At 41.4% G+C, this 18,222-nt stretch carries 16 protein-coding genes; 12 read left to right on the forward strand and 4 right to left on the reverse strand.

What is annotated here, in order from left to right; genetic code table 11:
* Positions 1–2: 2 nt before the first annotated feature.
* The 3 genes from A7D14_RS05210 to A7D14_RS05220 all read left to right on the forward strand — a co-directional run bounded on the left by A7D14_RS05210 (position 3) and on the right by A7D14_RS05220 (position 6,233).
* Positions 3–1,415 carry a pentapeptide repeat-containing protein gene (locus A7D14_RS05210; protein WP_067030989.1) on the forward strand — a complete coding sequence of 471 codons (1,413 nt, stop codon included), beginning with the start codon at positions 3–5 and terminating at the stop codon, positions 1,413–1,415.
* 440 nt (positions 1,416–1,855) lie between these two features.
* Positions 1,856–4,708 carry a TonB-dependent receptor gene (locus tag A7D14_RS05215; RefSeq protein WP_067030992.1) on the forward strand — a complete coding sequence of 951 codons (2,853 nt, stop codon included), beginning with the start codon at positions 1,856–1,858 and terminating at the stop codon, positions 4,706–4,708.
* Between the two features lie 94 nt (positions 4,709–4,802).
* Complete coding sequence (locus A7D14_RS05220) at positions 4,803–6,233, forward strand: SLC13 family permease (protein ID WP_067031023.1); 1,431 nt, start codon at positions 4,803–4,805, stop codon at positions 6,231–6,233.
* Between the two features lie 433 nt (positions 6,234–6,666).
* Here A7D14_RS05220 and A7D14_RS05225 read toward each other — a convergent pair whose 3' ends face one another.
* Positions 6,667–7,389, reverse strand: coding sequence for a hypothetical protein (locus A7D14_RS05225; protein ID WP_067030995.1), 723 nt, complete (start codon positions 7,387–7,389; stop codon positions 6,667–6,669).
* Positions 7,390–7,910: 521 nt separating this feature from the next.
* Here A7D14_RS05225 and A7D14_RS05230 point away from each other — a divergent pair.
* From A7D14_RS05230 to A7D14_RS05250, 5 genes are all read left to right on the forward strand, one after another.
* Positions 7,911–8,099: a hypothetical protein gene (locus A7D14_RS05230; protein ID WP_067030998.1), complete on the forward strand. Its 189-nt coding sequence runs from the start codon at positions 7,911–7,913 to the stop codon at positions 8,097–8,099.
* Between the two features lie 104 nt (positions 8,100–8,203).
* Positions 8,204–8,650: a hypothetical protein gene (locus tag A7D14_RS05235; RefSeq protein WP_067031001.1), complete on the forward strand. Its 447-nt coding sequence runs from the start codon at positions 8,204–8,206 to the stop codon at positions 8,648–8,650.
* Positions 8,651–8,848: 198 nt separating this feature from the next.
* Positions 8,849–9,448, forward strand: coding sequence for a transcriptional regulator (locus tag A7D14_RS05240; protein WP_067031003.1), 600 nt, complete (start codon positions 8,849–8,851; stop codon positions 9,446–9,448).
* Entirely contained in the window at positions 9,445–10,167 is a 723-nt protein-coding gene (locus A7D14_RS05245) for a DUF3307 domain-containing protein (protein WP_067031005.1), read from the forward strand. Before A7D14_RS05240 ends, A7D14_RS05245 begins: the two co-directional genes overlap by 4 nt.
* Before the next feature lie 147 nt (positions 10,168–10,314).
* Entirely contained in the window at positions 10,315–11,646 is a 1,332-nt protein-coding gene (locus A7D14_RS05250; protein ID WP_083157990.1) for a vanadium-dependent haloperoxidase, read from the forward strand.
* A gap of 44 nt (positions 11,647–11,690) precedes the next feature.
* Here the strand turns inward: A7D14_RS05250 and A7D14_RS05255 are convergent, their stop codons facing one another.
* A complete protein-coding gene (locus tag A7D14_RS05255; RefSeq protein ID WP_067031008.1) occupies positions 11,691–12,527 on the reverse strand; it encodes an NAD(P)H-binding protein in 837 nt (278 codons plus the stop codon).
* A gap of 26 nt (positions 12,528–12,553) precedes the next feature.
* Positions 12,554–12,964, reverse strand: coding sequence for a DUF5367 family protein (locus tag A7D14_RS05260; protein ID WP_067031011.1), 411 nt, complete (start codon positions 12,962–12,964; stop codon positions 12,554–12,556).
* Positions 12,965–13,067: 103 nt separating this feature from the next.
* Here A7D14_RS05260 and A7D14_RS05265 point away from each other — a divergent pair, with 103 nt between their 5' ends.
* Positions 13,068–14,123, forward strand: coding sequence for an adenylate/guanylate cyclase domain-containing protein (locus tag A7D14_RS05265; protein ID WP_067031014.1), 1,056 nt, complete (start codon positions 13,068–13,070; stop codon positions 14,121–14,123).
* 7 nt (positions 14,124–14,130) lie between these two features.
* On the opposite strand, the gene A7D14_RS05270 is transcribed toward A7D14_RS05265, so the two are convergent.
* Complete coding sequence (locus tag A7D14_RS05270) at positions 14,131–14,988, reverse strand: helix-turn-helix domain-containing protein (RefSeq protein ID WP_067031017.1); 858 nt, start codon at positions 14,986–14,988, stop codon at positions 14,131–14,133.
* Between the two features lie 65 nt (positions 14,989–15,053).
* Between A7D14_RS05270 and A7D14_RS05275 the strand changes: the two genes are divergently transcribed.
* From A7D14_RS05275 to A7D14_RS05285, 3 genes are all read left to right on the forward strand, one after another.
* Complete coding sequence (locus tag A7D14_RS05275; RefSeq protein ID WP_255307387.1) at positions 15,054–15,605, forward strand: arsenate reductase family protein; 552 nt, start codon at positions 15,054–15,056, stop codon at positions 15,603–15,605.
* Positions 15,606–15,628: 23 nt separating this feature from the next.
* Positions 15,629–17,182 carry a DUF748 domain-containing protein gene (locus A7D14_RS05280; protein WP_067031020.1) on the forward strand — a complete coding sequence of 518 codons (1,554 nt, stop codon included), beginning with the start codon at positions 15,629–15,631 and terminating at the stop codon, positions 17,180–17,182.
* Between the two features lie 369 nt (positions 17,183–17,551).
* Positions 17,552–18,222, forward strand: a 671-nt coding sequence (locus A7D14_RS05285; protein WP_141673225.1) for a P-loop NTPase fold protein, incomplete at its 3' end; no start/stop codon positions are given.

An 18,222-nucleotide genomic window follows, 5' to 3' on the forward strand; every position in this document is an offset into this window, starting at 1 on the left:
AAATGGACGATTTTGAATTTAGTCAAAGACTTTCCAGAGAATCAGAGTTTAACTTCCTAAAGGTTGAAAATGAGATTATCAATATTGACCGTGGTATTTTTATCTCAAATAGCTCTATCAATGATAAATTTCAAGTAATACAATTTATTAATTGTGAATTTTCAGGATCAGAAGTCCTTTTCGAGGACATTAATAAACCCAACTTAAATATCTTTTTTAGAGATTGTAGGTTCAAATGTAATTTGTATGTTACAAGACTTGTTTTAAAGGGGCTAAAGTTTATTGGAGTTAAAGAAATAGGACAAACTTTAGAAGTTAGGAATTGTAAGTTTGGTGATTTTTATTTTAAGGGATATAAGGGAACAAAATTGGAGTTGGATGGTTCAATTGACATATCATATAATAAGATTAGCCAAATATTAAACCTCGAAAATATTCAACACATAGCTGGTAATTTTTCATTCGAAGGAAATAATATAAACACCCCAGAAAGACCATCAGAGTTTGAGTTTTTGGCAAGCTTTAGTAATTCAATATTTCACAATGCAAGTTTTTTGCACAACACTTTTAATAACGAAGTGAAATTTTACAGAATGCAATTAACATATGATTCTCATGGAAGCGCAAGAAGTTTTAATGATTGCAAATTTGAATCTGCTTATTTTAATGAGGTTAATTTTGGTGAGCGATGTTTTTTTAATGGCAGTATGTTCAAAAATAGTGTTCTATTTGTCCATTGCAAAAATTTGGAAAATACCAAAGCTGATTTCTCCGGATGCATATTTTACAAAGATGCATTTTTCAATTATTCCGAATTTAACAGTTTGACAATAAAAAACTCCCAATTCATGGGAATTACTTCATTTGAAAACACAAAATTCCAGGAAATTGAATTCGAAAGAAATATTTTTGAAAAAGCTGCACATTTTGATGGAATTGAGGTAGACAATCTTGAAAACTGCAATCGCAAAACACTAAGGACAATAAAACAAGAATTGCAGCGAACCGAAAATAGAATTGACTATAACATCTTCAAAGCAGCTGAATTAAACGCCTATAAAAAAGAGTTAAGCCCAGATAGGTGGAAAGAAATTTTTATCCTTTGGATAAACAATATTTCATCAAAGCATGGATTGGATTGGTTGCGATCATCGATTTTCACACTCATAATTGCTTTACTTTTTTATGTTTTTTACTTTCTAACCGAGAATTACTCACTGGATTTTAGCGTAACCAATGAATCTTTAAATCATTTTATCAAGGGTTATTTTAAGTTTTTACTACCAACATACAAACCACCATTTCAAAATGGTCTTTCGCTCTGGTTCCAGTATTTACCTTTTATCCTTGGCAAGATTTTCATTGCTTACGGTATTTACCAAACAATTCAAGCATTTAGAAAATTCAGGCTGTAAATTAAAATACCCTGACACGATCCTCAATCGGTAATAAGTTAAAAGGCTGTATTTGAAAGAAGTTGGCTTAGGTACTCAATATAAGCCTTACAAAACACGGACTTTTAAAGGTGGAAAAAACAGAAGATGCCCTTTTGGCTAAATATACGGGCTAACTCCGCGACCATTTTCTTAACCTTAATTGTTTTGAATATCCAAAATTGGATATAGTGTATTGCGCCCTGTCAGGTCGAGCGCAGTCGAGACCTTATTGCTAAAACATTCCCTTTGAGTACCTCTGGACTGCACTCGAGGTGAATTATAAGTATGAAACATTAAGCATTGCTGTTTTGATTTTTAAAATCGATTTTCAAAAAAAGTCCTATATTGCCCCTGTTTCCTTCTGATCAGAAGGAGATTTCCAGCAGCTACCCCCACTAATCTTACTTAAATCTACTTATATGAAAAGAATGAAATTAGCATTCCTTTTTGTGCTGTTGGTATCGTTTGTCAGTAGCGCACAAGAGGTAACCGGAACCGTTTACGATGACCAGAATGTACCGTTGCCCGGAGCATCGGTCCTAATAAAGGGGACCACAACGGGGGTCATCACCGATTTTGATGGCAAGTACACCATCGAAGCGAATGTCGGGGACATTTTAGTATTTTCCTACGTCGGTTTCAATTCCCAAGAAGCCACAGTTACCGGCAATACTTTGGACATTACATTGCAAGCAGGGCTTGCATTGGAAAATGTAGTGGTCATTGGCTCCAGAAATGTCAATAGAACCGCCACGGATACCCCCGTACCCGTTGATGTTCTCGATGTGACGGAATTGGTACAAACTGCCCCCCAGGTCACCGTAACCGAAATCCTGAACTATGCGGCCCCTTCATTTACCTCTAACCCCCAGACCATTTCTGATGGTACCGACCATATTGCCCCTGCCTCATTACGCGGCTTGGGGCCCGACCAGGTTTTGGTGCTCATCAATGGAAAAAGACGGCACAAAACGGGATTGGTCAACGTAAACGGGACTTTTGGCCGAGGCAGCGTGGGGACCGATATGACCACCATTCCATCCAACTCCATTTCCCGAATAGAAATTTTGAGGGATGGTGCGGCGGCCCAATATGGTTCCGATGCCATCGCAGGGGTCATCAACATTGTCCTTAAAAATAGTGTGAACGAACTCCAAGTGGACATCAATACAGGAGCCCATTTTACCAGCGAGCACAGTCCCGCCAAAAAAATAGATGGTGAAAAAGTGAGCTTGGGCCTAAACTATGGTCTGCCCATTGGCCAGGATGGTGGCTTTATCAACTTTACGGGTAACTTTAACTTCCGCGGATGGACCAACCGAATGCAAGCATGGGAAGGGTCTATTTTTAATGGTTATAACTCCATTGAACGTGTGGCTGCAGACGACAACTATGACCTCTCGCTGCTCCTTGATGATGATTTAACCGATATTTTTCAATACGCTGGGGCCGCTGGCTTCACACTAAACGGAACTGAAACCAAAGAAGAACTTCAGGGCATTTTGGGAGTCGATGTTACGCAGCAAGAACTTTTAGCGAGAGGGTTGCAACGAAGCGACTTCAACATGCGTGTTGGCCAATCTGAGTTGAGAGGTGCCCAGTTTTTTGCCAATCTTTCCATTCCATTGGATGAAAACTTGGAACTGTATGGTTTTGGGGGATTGAGCTTTAAAAATGGTAATGCAGCTGGTTTTTACAGGCTGCCCAATCAATCAAGGGCTTACACACCCGCCTACATAAATGGCTTTCTGCCTGAAATCAATTCAAGTATTCTTGATAAATCAGCAGCATTTGGCATTAAGGGAATGTTGGGGGATTGGAACGTGGATTTCAGTAATTCCTATGGTAAAAATGAATTTTTATACCGGGTTACCAACTCCAACAATGCCTCTTTGGTCAATTCAACCCCTTTTGAAGCCGATTCGGGTGGGTTCAATTACAGCGAGAACACCACCAATTTTGACATGAGTCGCTTTTTTGAAGATACCATGGCCGGGCTCAACATTGCCTTTGGTGCAGAGTACCGTGTGGAAAATTATGCCATTGTGGCCGGGGAAGAAGCTTCATACACCCAATACAATACTTTGGGAAATCCGCATGACCCTACTGACATGAATTCAACTGTCCCTACCGACTTTTTTGGAAATTCAAGGCCTGGTGGCATCCAAGTTTTTCCCGGTTTTAAACCTGACAATGAAGTCGATGCATTTAGAAATACCATAGCCGGTTATTTTGATGTGGAAGCTGATTTTACGGAGTCCATTTTATTGAGCGGTGCGGTTCGGTATGAGAATTTCTCCGATTTTGGCGGAACCTTAAACTTTAAATTGGCCACCCGTTTGAAAATTTCCGAAAATTTCAATCTTCGAGGTGGTGGACAAACAGGGTTTAGGGCGCCATCATTGCATCAAATTCATTATAGTTCCACTTCCACACTTTTTGTGGATGGCATCCCCAACGAAGTTGGTATTTTCCCAAATACCTCCAGGGTGGCCAGACTATTGGGCATTGAGCCTTTAAAAGAGGAAACTTCAATTGGCGCCACAGCCGGATTCACGGCAAGGGTTCCCAGTGCCAATCTTAAATTTACCTTGGATGGTTATCTTATCAATATTGATGATCGGGTGATTCTTACCGGTCAGTTCAGTGATAACGGAAATCCTGAGTTGGCCAACCTCTTCCAACAGGCCAATGCCACACAAGCGGCTTTCTTTGCCAATTCTGTGGACACCCAAACCAAAGGTTTGGATTTTGTGGTTGACCATAAGGCCAATATTTCAGATAATGTTTCTTTGACGAACACTTTGGCGTTTACCTTATCTGAAACCTCTGTGGAAAAAGTAAAGGTGCCACAAGCCATTGCCAATGCAGGGCTAAGTGATACGTATTTTGATCCAACCAGTAGGATTTATTTGGAATCTGCTGTCCCCACCACCAAAGGGAACCTTTCACACAATGTAAAAATAGGGGACAACTGGAACTTCTTTTTACGGAACGGTTATTTTGGAGAGGTGAGGGAAGCCACCAATGAAAATGACCCAACCATCGACTATACTTTTGGTGCAAAAATTGTCACTGATTTTACCATTGGTTATAGTTTTACGGACAGTGCCACTTTTACTATTGGTGCCAACAACCTTTTAGATGTGTATCCAGATAAGAACGATCCCGCATTTAGATCTGATGGAAGGTTTATTTACTCAAGAAGATCGGTCCAATTTGGCCAGAATGGCCGTTATGTTTTCGGTAGATTGACATTTAAAATAAAATAATCTACCCGTTTCTTGATTATTTTGATGGTGAAGCCCCGGCATGGGGCTTCATTATTTTTGTTATTTCACAAAAAAGCATAGCTTAGAAACCCAAATGGAACTAAGCAAAAAAATAGGGCTCATCCTTGGGCCCATCGCCTTTCTTATTCTTACCAATTTACCCGTAGAACTGGTTTCTGAAAAAGGGGATGCCGTGATTTCCGTTGCGGTATGGATGCTCATCTGGTGGATCACCGAAGCAGTTTCCATCTCTGTGACCGCACTTTTGCCCCTATTGTTATTGCCTATCCTTAAGATATTGCCCATTGCGGAAGTTGGCGCCAACTATGGAAGTCCCATTGTCTTTCTGTTCTTTGGAGGGTTTGTAATGGCCCTGGCCCTGGAAAAGGTAAATCTCCATCGTCGTATTGCGCTCAATATCATCAGGTTGACAGGCACTACACCCAATAAGGTGATTTTGGGGTTTATGATTGCCACGGCTTCCCTGAGCATGTGGATCAGCAATACGGCCAGCACGGTGGTAATGTTGCCCATTGCCCTGTCCGTCATCAACCTTTTGATCAATGATGAAGATGGTTTTACCAAAAACGACCAAAATTTTGCGCTGAGTGTTATGCTGGGCATAGCCTTTTCGGCCAATGCAGGGGGAATCGCCACCGTAATAGGCACACCGCCCAACTCTGTCTTGATCGGGCTTTTGGAAAATGAGTACAATACCGAAATCTCCTTTCTAAAATGGATGACATTGGGGTTGCCATTTTCTTTGATCATGATCGCCATTTGTTATTTGGTCTTGGTGAAATGGATGTTTCCCAACCGGGATTTAAGGTTTAATGCTTCCAAGGAGGTCATTCATACAGAATTGGAAAAACTCGGGCCCACTTCCGGAAAGGAGAAAATGGTCTTGGTGATTTTCGCCGTCACTGTTTTTCTTTGGATTTTCAGGACTCTCATCAATGCTGTTTTCCCTTCTTTGGGACTTACGGATACCATGATCAGTATTTTTGCGGCCATTGCCTTGTTTTCAATTCCCTACAACATTAAAAAAGGTGATTTTATCATCGAATGGAAAGACACCTCCAGATTGGCCTGGGGCATATTGATTTTGTTTGGAGGTGGATTGGCCCTTGCCCAAGGGATGTCCTCCAGCGGCATTGTGGATATGGTGGCCGAAGCCATAGCCCAAAGCGAGATCAGTATTCTTCTTACGGCCACTTTATTGATTTTCTTGATGCTTTTTATGACCGAATTGATGAGCAACGTGGCTCTAGTGGCTGTTTTGGCTCCAGTGGTGGCCGGTATTGCCATTGGATTGGACATTCCCATCCTTTATCTGCTGATTCCCGTGACCATTGCCAGTAGCTGTGCCTTTATGTTGCCCATGGCCACGCCACCAAATGCCATAGTCTTTGCCAGTGGTCATGTGAAGATTGCCCAAATGGCCCGTGTGGGGGTTATCTTGAACCTTATTGCCGTGGGACTGTTGATCTTGGTATTCAAGTTTGTGGTTCCAGTATTGTTCTAACGCAAATGGCCCCTCCAACTGGAGGGGCCATTGACAAACTAACTAACTCAAAAAAATAGTAAGAAACTAACTCAACTCTATTCTTATATGCTTTTACACCACAAAGGTATGACCCTTTAAAGTGAAGATTATCATAATTAGATTTTTGTTAACGAACCTGCTAAAATTGCCCGACAACAACTTTATCAACCCTTTTTCAGATTCGGTGAAAAACCCATAAGGCCAGCTTCCAAAGCTTGCAAAATTGATAGCGTTAAACACATTTCATTGCTTTTTACGCTTTGTTGACCAACCATGTTATTTTTTTGTTAACCAACACCTTACACTATTTGTAACGATAAAAAATCGACTTTCATATAAAAAGCCCTCCAAAGGAGGGCCTTTCATAACTAACTAACTCAAAAATTTGTAAAATGAAAACTAAAACATCCTACTACTTTGTCCCTGCGTAAGGGTCAAAATTTTCTGGGAGATACTTTGAAGTATCAAAGCCCAAATCTATGTTGTCATCTTCCATATAGTTGATGGAAGTCACTTCCAAAACATTGGTATAGGGGTCAAAACCTTCTGGGAGTTCATATTCACTGTCCAAACCAAGGGTCAATTCCACCTCGTTCTCAATGTAGGCGATGGCGTTCAAATCCACATATACTTCATAGGGTGAAAACCCTTCTGGAAGGTAATCTTGGGTATTGAAATCCAATTCCATGTCCTCATCTTCCAAATAGTTGATGCCATGGACATCCACAACTTGGGTGTAGGGATCAAAACCTTCAGGAAGGTATGACTTGGTATCAAATCCAAGTTCTTGTTCAACTTCGCTTTTAAGGTATATGATGGAATTCAAATCAAAATAGGTTTTATAAGGATCAAAATCCTTGGGAAGATAATCGGCGGTATCAAAACCAAGATCCAAATCGGTTTCTTCCTCTATAAACACTATTTCGTCCAAATTCAACTCATAAGACCCATCTTTGGTCCCATCAGACAGATTTGCCTTACTCCATTCAGCATTGATGTTCAACGCTGTAAACTCATTTTCCAAGGTGCTTGTGGTGTCTGTTTCTGTGTCTGTAACCACCGTCCTTTGTTGGTCATTTGCTATGGCAACACTACTTAAAAGTGCACATCCATAAATTACTAATAACTTGTTCATTTTTTGATTGAATTTTGTGATTGATGATATGCTTATAAGACTATAATGGTTTTAAAATGTTACACCCTTTTAGATTTTTTTACGAAAATTAGATTCTCCCCAGACCCCATAAAATATAGCATTTCAACGCAAAGCATCAGTAAAACGCAGGATTCTCAAAGGTTTCGTCTTTCAACAAAAAATTTTGATGTTAAGAGTTATTTAACGAAATGTTTTGATGATTTTTTGGCTTCTTTGGAGACACTGCACCATTTAAAATGTCCCGTCATGACCAAAATATTTTCAATAAAGTCAACTATTCGGGTTGTATGGAACACATCAAACCTATTTTGAACCCCAAATAATCCTACGTATTTGTAGGAATTTACAACTATTTTTATACATTTGTTTATAAACCATGTAGTTTGTCGGTTATACCTTGCACTTTATCCCATACACATCGTATTGGGAGCGTTTCGCAACATATCGTGGAGATTAACCGAAGGTTTAACTACTTTAGTAGTCCCAAATCTTATAAAGTCATGACCTACAAATTAAAAAGCCTCATCTTTTTTTCCTGTTTTGTGATTTCTTCCCTTGTCTATTACCAAGTGGAACAACAGGAAAAATTCCAAGAACAGATCAGTTCAGAAACCTTTGTCGAAACTCAGTTCCATGATGTCGACGATCTGAAAAAACCCAAAACCGAACTTGAAGAGGAACAAAAATAAGTTCCTTTAAACTCCGCTGTTAAAAGCTTCATAAATGTCGACTTAATGATTAAACCATTGGACAATGCCCCTGTCCAAGTTATAAATCATTAAAAAGTAAACATATGAAACGATTAGCAGTAGCATTGGCACTTTTGGTTTCCTTAAGTGCCTTGGCGCAAAAGCAACACGGCCATAGCATGCACAAAGGTCCAAAAATGGACATGACCGCAGAACAGATGGCCACTTTGCAGACCAAAAAAATGACCTTGGCCCTAGACTTGACCAAGGCCCAGCAACAGAAGGTCATGACCCTAAATTTGGATGAGGCTGAATTTAGAAAGGCCAAGTGGGAGGAAATAAAAGCCAAAAGAGAAAGTGGCGAACGCGAAAAACCCACACCTGAAGAACGATTTGAAAGGGAGAATGCAAGATTGGAGCATCAAATTGCGCATCAGGAAAAAATGAAGGAGGTATTGAGCGATGAGCAGTACCAAACCTGGAAAAAACTACGATTCGCGAAAGCGCATCGCGGCGAAAAGAAAATGCAGGAGAGAAGAAGAAGAGGATAGTGTTTTTTGTTGATTTTTAGAAGCCGCGCCTGCCATGGGTGCGGCTTCTTCTTTTGGTTAAATTGAAAAAAACAATTGTATCGTCTTTTTTGACGATATTTAAAATTATCGGCTTTTTTACAGATATTTGTATATATCGGCTTTTTTACAGATATTTACATATATCTGCTGATTAACGGATATTCCTTATAAGAAAAAATGGTTGCCATACTTACTGGAGACATCAAAAACTCATCGGCGCATAAAACCACCAAATGGCTGCCCCAATTAAAGGAAGCCTTGGGCAAATATGGAAAAGAACCCAAAGCTTGGGAAATTTACCGTGGTGATAGTTTTCAGTTGGAGACCCATCCGGAAAATGCACTGGAAGCCGCAGTGTACATCAAGACCTGTATAAAGCAGATTCGCCACATGGATGTGCGGATAGCCATTGGGCTTGGTGAAAAAACCTATGATGCCCAAAAAATAACCGAATCCAATGGGCCGGCATTTGTGCTTTCAGGAGAATGCTTTGAAAATCTCAAAAAACAAACCATGGCCCTAAAATCAGCATCCCAAGATTTTGATACCCCCATAAATTTAATGCTTCAACTCGCCTCCCTTTCCATGGACAGTTGGCTACCGGCCACCGCCAGAGTCGTAAAAACTGCCTTGGACAACCCCAAAGCGAGTCAAACAGAACTCGCATCAATTTTGGGCAAGTCACAAAGCACCATTAGCGAAGCCCTTATACGTGCCGGCTTTGACGAAGTCCAAAAAATGATTCAATTCTATCAATCCCAACTCTCCCAACTATGATACTGGCACTAAAACTCATCCTGGCACATTTTATAGGTGATTTTGTCCTACAGCCCAGCCATTGGGTGGAAGACAAGCTCCAAAACAAATGGAAATCCAAATACCTCTATGGGCACATTGGGATACATCTATTGACCCTATTGCTCATCCTCCAGTTTCAACATTTGGGTGCCGTGGCCATTATTGTTGTCTCCCATTTTTTAATAGATGTGGGCAAGCTCAGCCTTACCAACGAAAAAAATTACCGCTGGTTGTTTGTGGTGGACCAAATCCTCCATCTTTTGGTCATTGCCGCCATGGTGTACTGGATTTCCCCATTTGAGATTGATTTCAGTACAGTGTTTGGCGAGAAAAACCTTTTAATGATCACCTTTTTGGTGTTCGTTACCTATGTCTGCGGTATTTTGATGCGCATGTTGTTGGCCCCCTATATTGATGAAATAGCAAAAGATGAGGAAAACGGCGAAGGAGGCTCCCTTAAAAATGCCGGCACCTACATTGGTATGTTGGAACGCCTTTTTGTATTTGGTTTTATTCTGATTCAACAATGGGCGGCCATTGGATTGTTGATCGCGGCCAAATCCGTATTCCGATTTGGGGACCTCAACAAAGGCAAGAACCGTAAACTGACCGAGTATGTTCTTATTGGCACCCTATTGAGTTTTGGATTTGCCATTCTATCAGGGATATTGTACGAATACTTGTTGCTGTTCATCTAAAAAATAATCGCAATCTATTGATTTTTAGAAATTTGTAGTATCTTATAGTTGATTCCCAACACCTACTATTAGCTCCCCTAACTGCCCAAATCAAAACATAATGGATTTGTTAAAACCCGACACTCTAGTCAATATATTCTGTGTGCCATGAAAAATGTATCTATCAACTCGCTTACAAGTATCTTTCTTGCACTTTTTTTACTGCAAAGTTGTTCAGAAAAAACCATCAATCCAGAGGATTACAATCCTGAAATTGTAATTGCATGGAACGAAAAAGTTATGGACATGGCCATTGCGGAAGATGGTCTTTCCACACTTAAAGGACTACGAACACTTTCCTTGATGCACATTGCGATGCACAATGCTCTAAACAGCATTGTTCCAAAATACACCTCATACAACTTTACTTCAGAGAAAATAGATGGAGACCCATTAGCAACAGCAGCTTATGCCGCCTACACTATTGCGTTACATCAATATCCTAATGAAAAAGAAGCGCTTCAGGAAGAATTGGAACATTGGATAAAGGATATTTCCAAAGAGACAAAAGAAATTGCAAAAAATCTTGGTGAAACAACAGCCATATCCATTCTTCAGGTTCGGTACAATGATGGATGGGATACGGAATCGGAATATACATGGCATCCCATGGCTCCAGGTGTTTATGCCGAATTCAATGAACATAGCGGCACTCCTGAAGGTTTTATTTTTGGGGCAGGATGGGCCAAAGCCGAACCTTTTATGCTTCCCAAACAGAACTATTTTAGGTCTCCACCCCCACCTGAAATCCAAAGTGAATCCTACACCCAAGCATTTAATGAGGTGAAAGAGGTTGGAAGCACAAAAAGTAGCACTCGAACCAAGGACCAAGCCCATTTGGCCATGTGGTGGAAAGATTTTGTGGAGAATTCCCATAACCGACTTGCCCGTCAACTGATCGAAAAAGAACAACTAAATCTTTGGGAAGCAAGCCGTCTGTTTGCTCTACTCAACATGACCGTTTACGATGCTTACATCAATGTTTTTGACAACAAATTCCATTACAACCACTGGCGACCTTACACGGCAATCCATTGGGCTGAAAATGATGAAAATCCAGATACCGAACCTGACCCTGAGTGGAACAACCTTCATTTGCATACGTATCCTTTTCCATCCTATCCTTCCGCACACGGAACTGCCAGTAGCGCTGCCATGACCGTCTTGGCCAGTACCTTGGGAACAGGGGATGAGTATGCCTTTACCATGGTCACTCCAGAAGTGGACAAAGCTGGACTCTTTTCTGAGAAGGTAAAAATGGATCCCCCCACCCGTTCCTTTTCAAGTTTCTCGGAAGCTGCTCATGAAGCTGCCCTATCCCGGGTGTATTTGGGTATTCATTTTAGATATGATTCAGAAGAGAGCGTTCTCTTGGGAAAAAAAATAGGTGACTATGCTTTGAACAACTTTCTCAAAGCTGTGGAAATCCCTAAACCATAAAAAGGACAAGTCGTAACTTGCCCTTGATCGGTAATTTTCCTCGTTTACACCTCTACCCCTTGGTTCCACACGCCTGTGGCTGCGGTCTCCTTTACATATGCTGAAAAATCCTTGGGTTTTCTTCCCAACACCTTTTCAATGTCATGGGTAATGATCTCATTGGCTTTGTTTCCCAAAACCTCAGAAAACAGATAATTGATCAACCAAACATAATCCGAAGGCACACCAAAGTCCTCCATCATTTTGGTATATGCTGGAAGCGATATGGGGGTAAATGCAATTTCACGACCTGTAGCTTCAGCAATTTCATTCACAACTTGGGCAAAAGTCAAAAAGCGAGGACCTGTCAATTCATAGATTTCACCATTGTGCTTGTCGTTCATCAACGCTTCCACAACAACATCCGAAATATCATCCGTATCCACATAAGGTACTTTTGCTTCCGCTTGGGGCAGGGCCACGTGACCGGCCAAAATGGGATCCAAAAAGAAGCTTTCACTAAAATTTTGGTTGAACCAACTCGCCCGAACAATGGTATGGTCAACCCCAGAGTTGATGACCACCTGCTCACACAATTCCGCTTCACGCTCCCCTTTTCCTGACAACAGCACCACTTTTTTGATACCTTTTTGCTGGGCCACCTTCATAAAACCTTCAATGGCCTCCAAGGCTCCGGGAACCGCAAGATCGGGTTGAAAAGTGATGTATACCCTGTCCATTCCTTCAAGCGCATTGGACCATGTTTCTGGATTTTCCCAATCAAAAGATGGGGTCTCACTACGTGAGCCTACACGCACATTTTGATTCAATTCCGTCAATTTCCGGGCAACTTTACGTCCTGTTTTTCCTTTTCCTCCGAGAACTAAATAATTTGTTTTCATGATTTTTCTTGTTTTACTATTAAATTTTAATTGTTATGGATGGATTGTTTTTTTGTTGTGGGTTTTACCTTGAAATTCCAAAACAGAACTACGGTAAGTACAAACTCCATGGCTATCAACCAGAAGCCAGGCGAGACATAAAAACTGTAGTATGAACCGCCATAGGGAGCCATTAGATATGGAACCGTAATCAGTGCATCCATCAGGGCACTGGTCAGGAACAACACTAATCCAATCTTTAGTCCATGAGTTTTAGTGTCCTTCATGTAGTAGAACCATGAACCCATCCAAACCAAGGGTATCACAGTCAAAGAGAGAACCAGATTGGCTTGAAAATCCAAATCCTCCATAACCGGAATACAATAGGAAAGCAAAAAAATGCCCACGCCAACAGTCCAAATAATAAGTCCGATAAATACTGCTCTAAAGAATTTCATTTTTGTATTTGTTTTAGGATTACGGGGCAAAATTGCACCAAACACACTGGGTCTATTTGTTTGAAAAGCAGTAAGATTTGTTTGAAAAGGATAACTTTGGAAGATGACCTTGGCTTTCATCAATAACCGCAGGTGGCGGATTATCCGGTTTTATTGCATTGGGTGGACCCTTGCCTTTGTGTATCTGAGCATTGTGCGTGGTGTGGGCACCACAGAAATGGGCAGCCTTAAATTTGATTTGCTTTCCAGCCTATTGATCTCAATAACCTTGGGTCCCATCATAGGACTGATTTCCGGGTTTGCCCAAATTCTGACGGAGGAACGAGTACAAAAATACCGCTCTTTGATCACCCTTCTTCTTTTCCGCATGATCTATGGCATCCTCTTCTTGATCCTATTGATTTTGGGAGCGTATACGGTTTACCAATTCTATTTTGGCACTTCCATGGGCATTGTAGATTTTGCCATTGATGCCGGTAGTGGAGCAATTTATTTTTATGTATTGTCCGTTGATGTCTTTTTAACCCTTTTACGACAGATTAATCTCATGTTGGGGGAAGGCAATTTAAGAAAGCTGATACAAGGGAAATTTTTTAACCCCAGGGAAGAGGAACGTATTTTTATGTTTTTGGACCTACAATCCTCCACCCAGCTTGCCGAACAATTGGGACACGTAAAATACAGTTTATTGATTCAGGATTGCTTTAACGACCTCGGAAATGCCATCGCCAATAACCGGGCTGAAATCTATCAATATGTGGGTGATGAAGCGGTACTGACCTGGACCTTGGAAAACGGGCTCAAGAACGAAAACTGTCTGAAAGCGTTTTACAACTTCAAATTGGCGTTGGCGAAAAAGCGCAACTACTATGAAAAAAAATATGGTGTTCTACCCTTTTTTAAGGCGGGGATGCACCTGGGCCTGGTCACCGTTACCGAAGTAGGAAAATACAAAAAGGAGATCGCCTATCACGGGGACACCTTGAACACCGCCGCCCGTATTCAAGGGCAGTGCAATGTGCTGGACAGCGAGCTTTTGGTGTCTGAAACGCTTGCCGATCATTTTAATTCCGGTGAATATTCATTCGCCGCGCTGGGCAGCATTTCCCTAAAGGGAAAAGAAGAAAAAGTGGGCCTTTTTGCCGTCTCTCAAAATTAGTGCTGTTCTATCGTCTGATTTCACTGGGACGGAATCCAAACTTTTTGGCAAAGGCATTGGAAAAGGAACTGAGGCTATCGTATCCCACTTGCCAAGCGGCTTCCTGCACCGTGACTTCATGATTTCGGAGCAGCTCATGGGCCTTGTCCATCCGCTCATTTTGAAGGTATTTGAACACGGGAACACCAAAAATCTCCTTGAAGTTCTTTTTCAATTTAAAACTGTTGAGGCCTATCTGTCTGGACAACTCCGTCAAAGAGGGCGGATTGTCCAATTGGTTGGAAAGAATTTCCTTGGCCTGGAACAATTTCTCACGTTCGGATGCTTTGATGACTGTTTTGTCCATCGAGGCCAGTTGTCCAAAGAAATGGGATAGCAATGTTGTAATCTGACTCCGAAAAAACATCATTTTGGTTTTTCCTTCATACGAGTTATGAAAAATTTGGTCCACTACGGATTGCATCTCTGGGGTCATAAAAAATTGGGGGCCGTCCACATAATGGTCCGATGGGTTCACCAATTGGTTGAGCATTTCCGAAAAAAGTTCCCCCTCCTCGTTGGGAAGTTTCGCAAGATTTCGGGGTGAAGTGGCAATCACAATACATTCCAAAGGTTTATCCGAAGTCACTTTGTGCTCAAACACCACCTTTTCATCCGCATAGAAGGAGAGCGCCAATCCCTTGGTATATTGAAAATCTTTTTGGGTATCGACATATTTTACAGAAAGGTCCACATTGCCCGAACCATAGAATGCCACCGCTATCACCGGTTCGTCAAACACGCATGAATCTGTTATGGGCACATCGGCCTTGGCCTCTTCCACCAAAATGGTAAAATCGTTGATGTCGATAATATCTCGGGTCATGGGCCTGAAATTACCCAAAGTTAGTCAGTTGGGGAAATCCACCTTGTTTTTTAGTATCATTTTGGATGGTCAATTTTGAGGTAGTTTCTGTGAAAGCGGGGCAATTGCTCCGCTTTTTTTATGTCTTTACGCCCCCAAATGCTTTTAAGACACCAAATAAATGGATAGCGTTAAATCAAACCCATCCCTTGGATAACTTTACAAGAAACTATAATTTGATGGGTGAAATGGGCGTAATTTCCAGAAATGATCGTGAAATAAAATTCTATTACAGTTCTGCCACCTCCATCGGGAAGCAGACCTTGGGCTATGTGCGGGCTTCCGATAAAAAAGTGTTGGAGATTGACGTGGCCAAGACCAAGGTCACCGCTACGCAATGGTCCGAACTGGCCGACCTCCTCAACCTGCCCATCAAAAATTTGGTCAACACCGAACATCCCGACTTTGTAGCGGAGTATGGCAAGAAACCAAATATTCCCGATGAGAACGATTGGCTCCATATTCTGGAGAAAAGCCCCCAAGTATTCCAAAATCCCATCATACTAAATGGAGACAAGGCGTTCCATATTAAAACCCCATCTGATGTGGCCCCTATACTGGACGGGGAAGAACAATAGTTCGGTACACTCAAAAACTTATAATGCTAAAACGTAGAACCGTACAAAAAAGAATGGTGACCCTATGGGTCATTTTGGCCCTGGTGGTTCTTGGTGTGACGGCCCAAATCCTATTCACCAATAAAGTAAAAACCGCCCTTGCCCAAAATGTGCCTGAGGACATGACTTTGGAGTACGGCTCCCTCAGCACCAATGTGCTTTTGGGCAGCATTACCCTAAACGACATCAGTTTTGACCACCATGATCGATTGTTCAACCTTAGCGCCAAAAAAATAAAGGCCTCTGGGCTCAACTATTTTGCCCTGCTCAAAGCTGGGAATATTTCGCTTTCCCGCCTCAATTTGGATGCGCCTGTCTTAGTGCTTCAACATACCCAAAACGATTCCACCAAGACACCCAAAAAAACATCAAAAAGTCAGGATGCAACCGAGGTTGACATCAAAACCTTCAGCATCAACAATGGCCAATTGGAAATTTTGGAAAGCCCAACCGACAGCATCCAACTATCCATCCAAGGCATCGATGTAGTGGTAAACAACATCCATTTCGATTCAGAAACTACAAAAAACAAGCTGCCCTTTACCTACGGTACATATCAACTGCATACACAAAACCTCCAATATGATATGGGGCCATACGAGGAATTGCAACTTGAGGAATTGCAATTTACGCCGGATGGGAGTCACATCAAAAATTTTGTGCTTCGGTCCAAATACAGTCGGGAGGAATTGTCCAAAAAACTGACAAAAGAGCATGATCATTATGCCCTTTCCATCGACACCATTGCCCTGCAACAGTTTCAGTTTGGGTTTGAGGGTGAACAGCCAAAACTTCATATCCATCACATGGCCCTCCAAGAACCAAACTTTCAGGTGTACCGGGACAAGCTTTTGCCAGACGATACCTCCCACAAAAAACTGTACAACCAAGCGCTTCGGGATTTGGATGTGGCCCTTCAGGTGGACACCATCGCCATTCAGCAGGGTACACTCACCTACGAGGAACGTGTGGAGCCCGATGTTGACCCCAACGGTTTGCGCTTCACTGAAATTTCCGCCCAAATTGCCAACCTCCATAGCAAAGGAGCCGGTAAGGTCGCTGTGAACACGCAAGCTAAGCTTATGGGCAACGCCCCTTTCTCTTTGGATTGGTCCTTTGACCCCCAGAGTATGTCCAATGACTTTATTGCTACGGGCAGCCTTTCCGATTTTGACACCAAGTCCATCAATCCCTTTTTAAAGACCAACCTCAGGGCCGAGGTGAAAGGGACCGTGAACCAACTATACTTTACCATCAGTGGCAATGAGGTGAAATCCATGGGCGATATGAAAATGAACTACGACCAATTTGAGTTTGTGGTATTGAAAAAGGACCGCTTGGGCGTGAACAAGCTGCTCACCGCCGTTGTGAATATTTTTGCCAAAAAAAACTCGGACACCGACCCCGAGGGCTACCGTTATGGCTCCTTTGAAGTGGAACGCAACACCGACAAGTCCTTCTTTAATTACCTATGGATCAACCTAAAGGCCGGACTGTTGGACACGGTTACGGGGGATGGTAAAAAGAAAAAGGGATAAAAGGGTAAATGGTGAAAGGTAAAACCTAAGCTTTACCTCCTCTTTCTTGGATTTCGCAACTTTCAACTTCGTTCTTCCCACTTCGTCCTTTCACTCTTTACCCTTGCACCATGAGCCTTGAACCCTTCACCCAAAGAATTGCTCATTGTCAATTGTTCCCTGTAAATTGTGGAAAAACCCCAGTTTTTTTATGGTTTTTACACAATTGCAATTGACTGAAATTCGGTACTTTAACACCTCAAAACTCCCCTTCCCTCAAGTCTTAGTGGAACACCTTATTTAGTTGATGATGTTGGTATAGCCCTATTTGGGTGTGTAGAACCTGTTTTATGCTTATATATACAAGTTCGTGTAATTTTAGTGACAATTATGTTCAATAAATCTATAGATATAAATAATACCTTTTTCCCGGGTCACGAAATTGACGACCCAAAATGGTTTGCCGGAAGAAAGTCAGATATCGAAAGAACACTAGTAGCCTTAAGCAGAAAAGGAAATAGTGTAATTGTTTTTGGAGAAAGAGGTATCGGAAAGTCGTCGTTTGTTGCAATGATTAAGATGATAGCAGAAGGGAATACCTATTTGATTTACAAGCATGGTTTGCATAAAAAATATAATAGAGATTTTTTCAACTACCAAATCGCTTCTATAACTTGTGATTCAGGGACTCAAAATGTTGAGCAAATATTGCAAAGATTATTAACCAGTCCCGAGGGTTTTAAAAAAATCATAAAAACAAGGCTATTTTCAACAGAGCATCAAGCCTCAGATAGTATTGGTCTGAACTTTTTAAAACTTTTGAATGTTTCATCTACTTCTACTGATAAACGTATTGAAAAAGCAATTGAGGAAAAATCAGTAATAGAAACTTTTACAAATGTTGTTTTGACAATTCAAAATGAAATATTAGAAAAAAAGGAAGAACTATTGATTGTAATTGATGAGTTTGATTTAGTGGAGAATAAAAGCAAATTAGCAAGTTTGATGAAAGCTCTTTCAAAAGGAAAAGTAAAATTTCTGATATCAGGTATTGCATCAGA

The organism is Allomuricauda sp. CP2A, from assembly GCF_001683915.1.
GTDB lineage: Bacteria > Bacteroidota > Bacteroidia > Flavobacteriales > Flavobacteriaceae > Flagellimonas.

Bases quoted from the DNA above. Each gene is read 5' to 3' on its own strand.
- A7D14_RS05235 (WP_067031001.1), top strand. From the start codon at position 8,204: ATGAAACGATTAGCAGTAGCATTGGCACTTTTGGTTTCCTTAAGTGCC.
- A7D14_RS05255 (WP_067031008.1), bottom strand. From the start codon at position 12,527: ATGAAAACAAATTATTTAGTTCTCGGAGGAAAAGGAAAAACAGGACGT.
- A7D14_RS05245 (WP_067031005.1), top strand. From the start codon at position 9,445: ATGATACTGGCACTAAAACTCATCCTGGCACATTTTATAGGTGATTTT.
- A7D14_RS05270 (WP_067031017.1), bottom strand. From the start codon at position 14,988: ATGACCCGAGATATTATCGACATCAACGATTTTACCATTTTGGTGGAA.
- A7D14_RS05265 (WP_067031014.1), top strand. From the start codon at position 13,068: ATGACCTTGGCTTTCATCAATAACCGCAGGTGGCGGATTATCCGGTTT.
- A7D14_RS05260 (WP_067031011.1), bottom strand. From the start codon at position 12,964: ATGAAATTCTTTAGAGCAGTATTTATCGGACTTATTATTTGGACTGTT.
- A7D14_RS05275 (WP_255307387.1), top strand. From the start codon at position 15,054: ATGGTCAATTTTGAGGTAGTTTCTGTGAAAGCGGGGCAATTGCTCCGC.
- A7D14_RS05220 (WP_067031023.1), top strand. From the start codon at position 4,803: ATGGAACTAAGCAAAAAAATAGGGCTCATCCTTGGGCCCATCGCCTTT.
- A7D14_RS05250 (WP_083157990.1), top strand. From the start codon at position 10,315: ATGAAAAATGTATCTATCAACTCGCTTACAAGTATCTTTCTTGCACTT.
- A7D14_RS05240 (WP_067031003.1), top strand. From the start codon at position 8,849: ATGGTTGCCATACTTACTGGAGACATCAAAAACTCATCGGCGCATAAA.
- A7D14_RS05225 (WP_067030995.1), bottom strand. From the start codon at position 7,389: ATGAACAAGTTATTAGTAATTTATGGATGTGCACTTTTAAGTAGTGTT.
- A7D14_RS05230 (WP_067030998.1), top strand. From the start codon at position 7,911: ATGACCTACAAATTAAAAAGCCTCATCTTTTTTTCCTGTTTTGTGATT.
- A7D14_RS05215 (WP_067030992.1), top strand. From the start codon at position 1,856: ATGAAAAGAATGAAATTAGCATTCCTTTTTGTGCTGTTGGTATCGTTT.
- A7D14_RS05280 (WP_067031020.1), top strand. From the start codon at position 15,629: ATGCTAAAACGTAGAACCGTACAAAAAAGAATGGTGACCCTATGGGTC.
- A7D14_RS05210 (WP_067030989.1), top strand. From the start codon at position 3: ATGGACGATTTTGAATTTAGTCAAAGACTTTCCAGAGAATCAGAGTTT.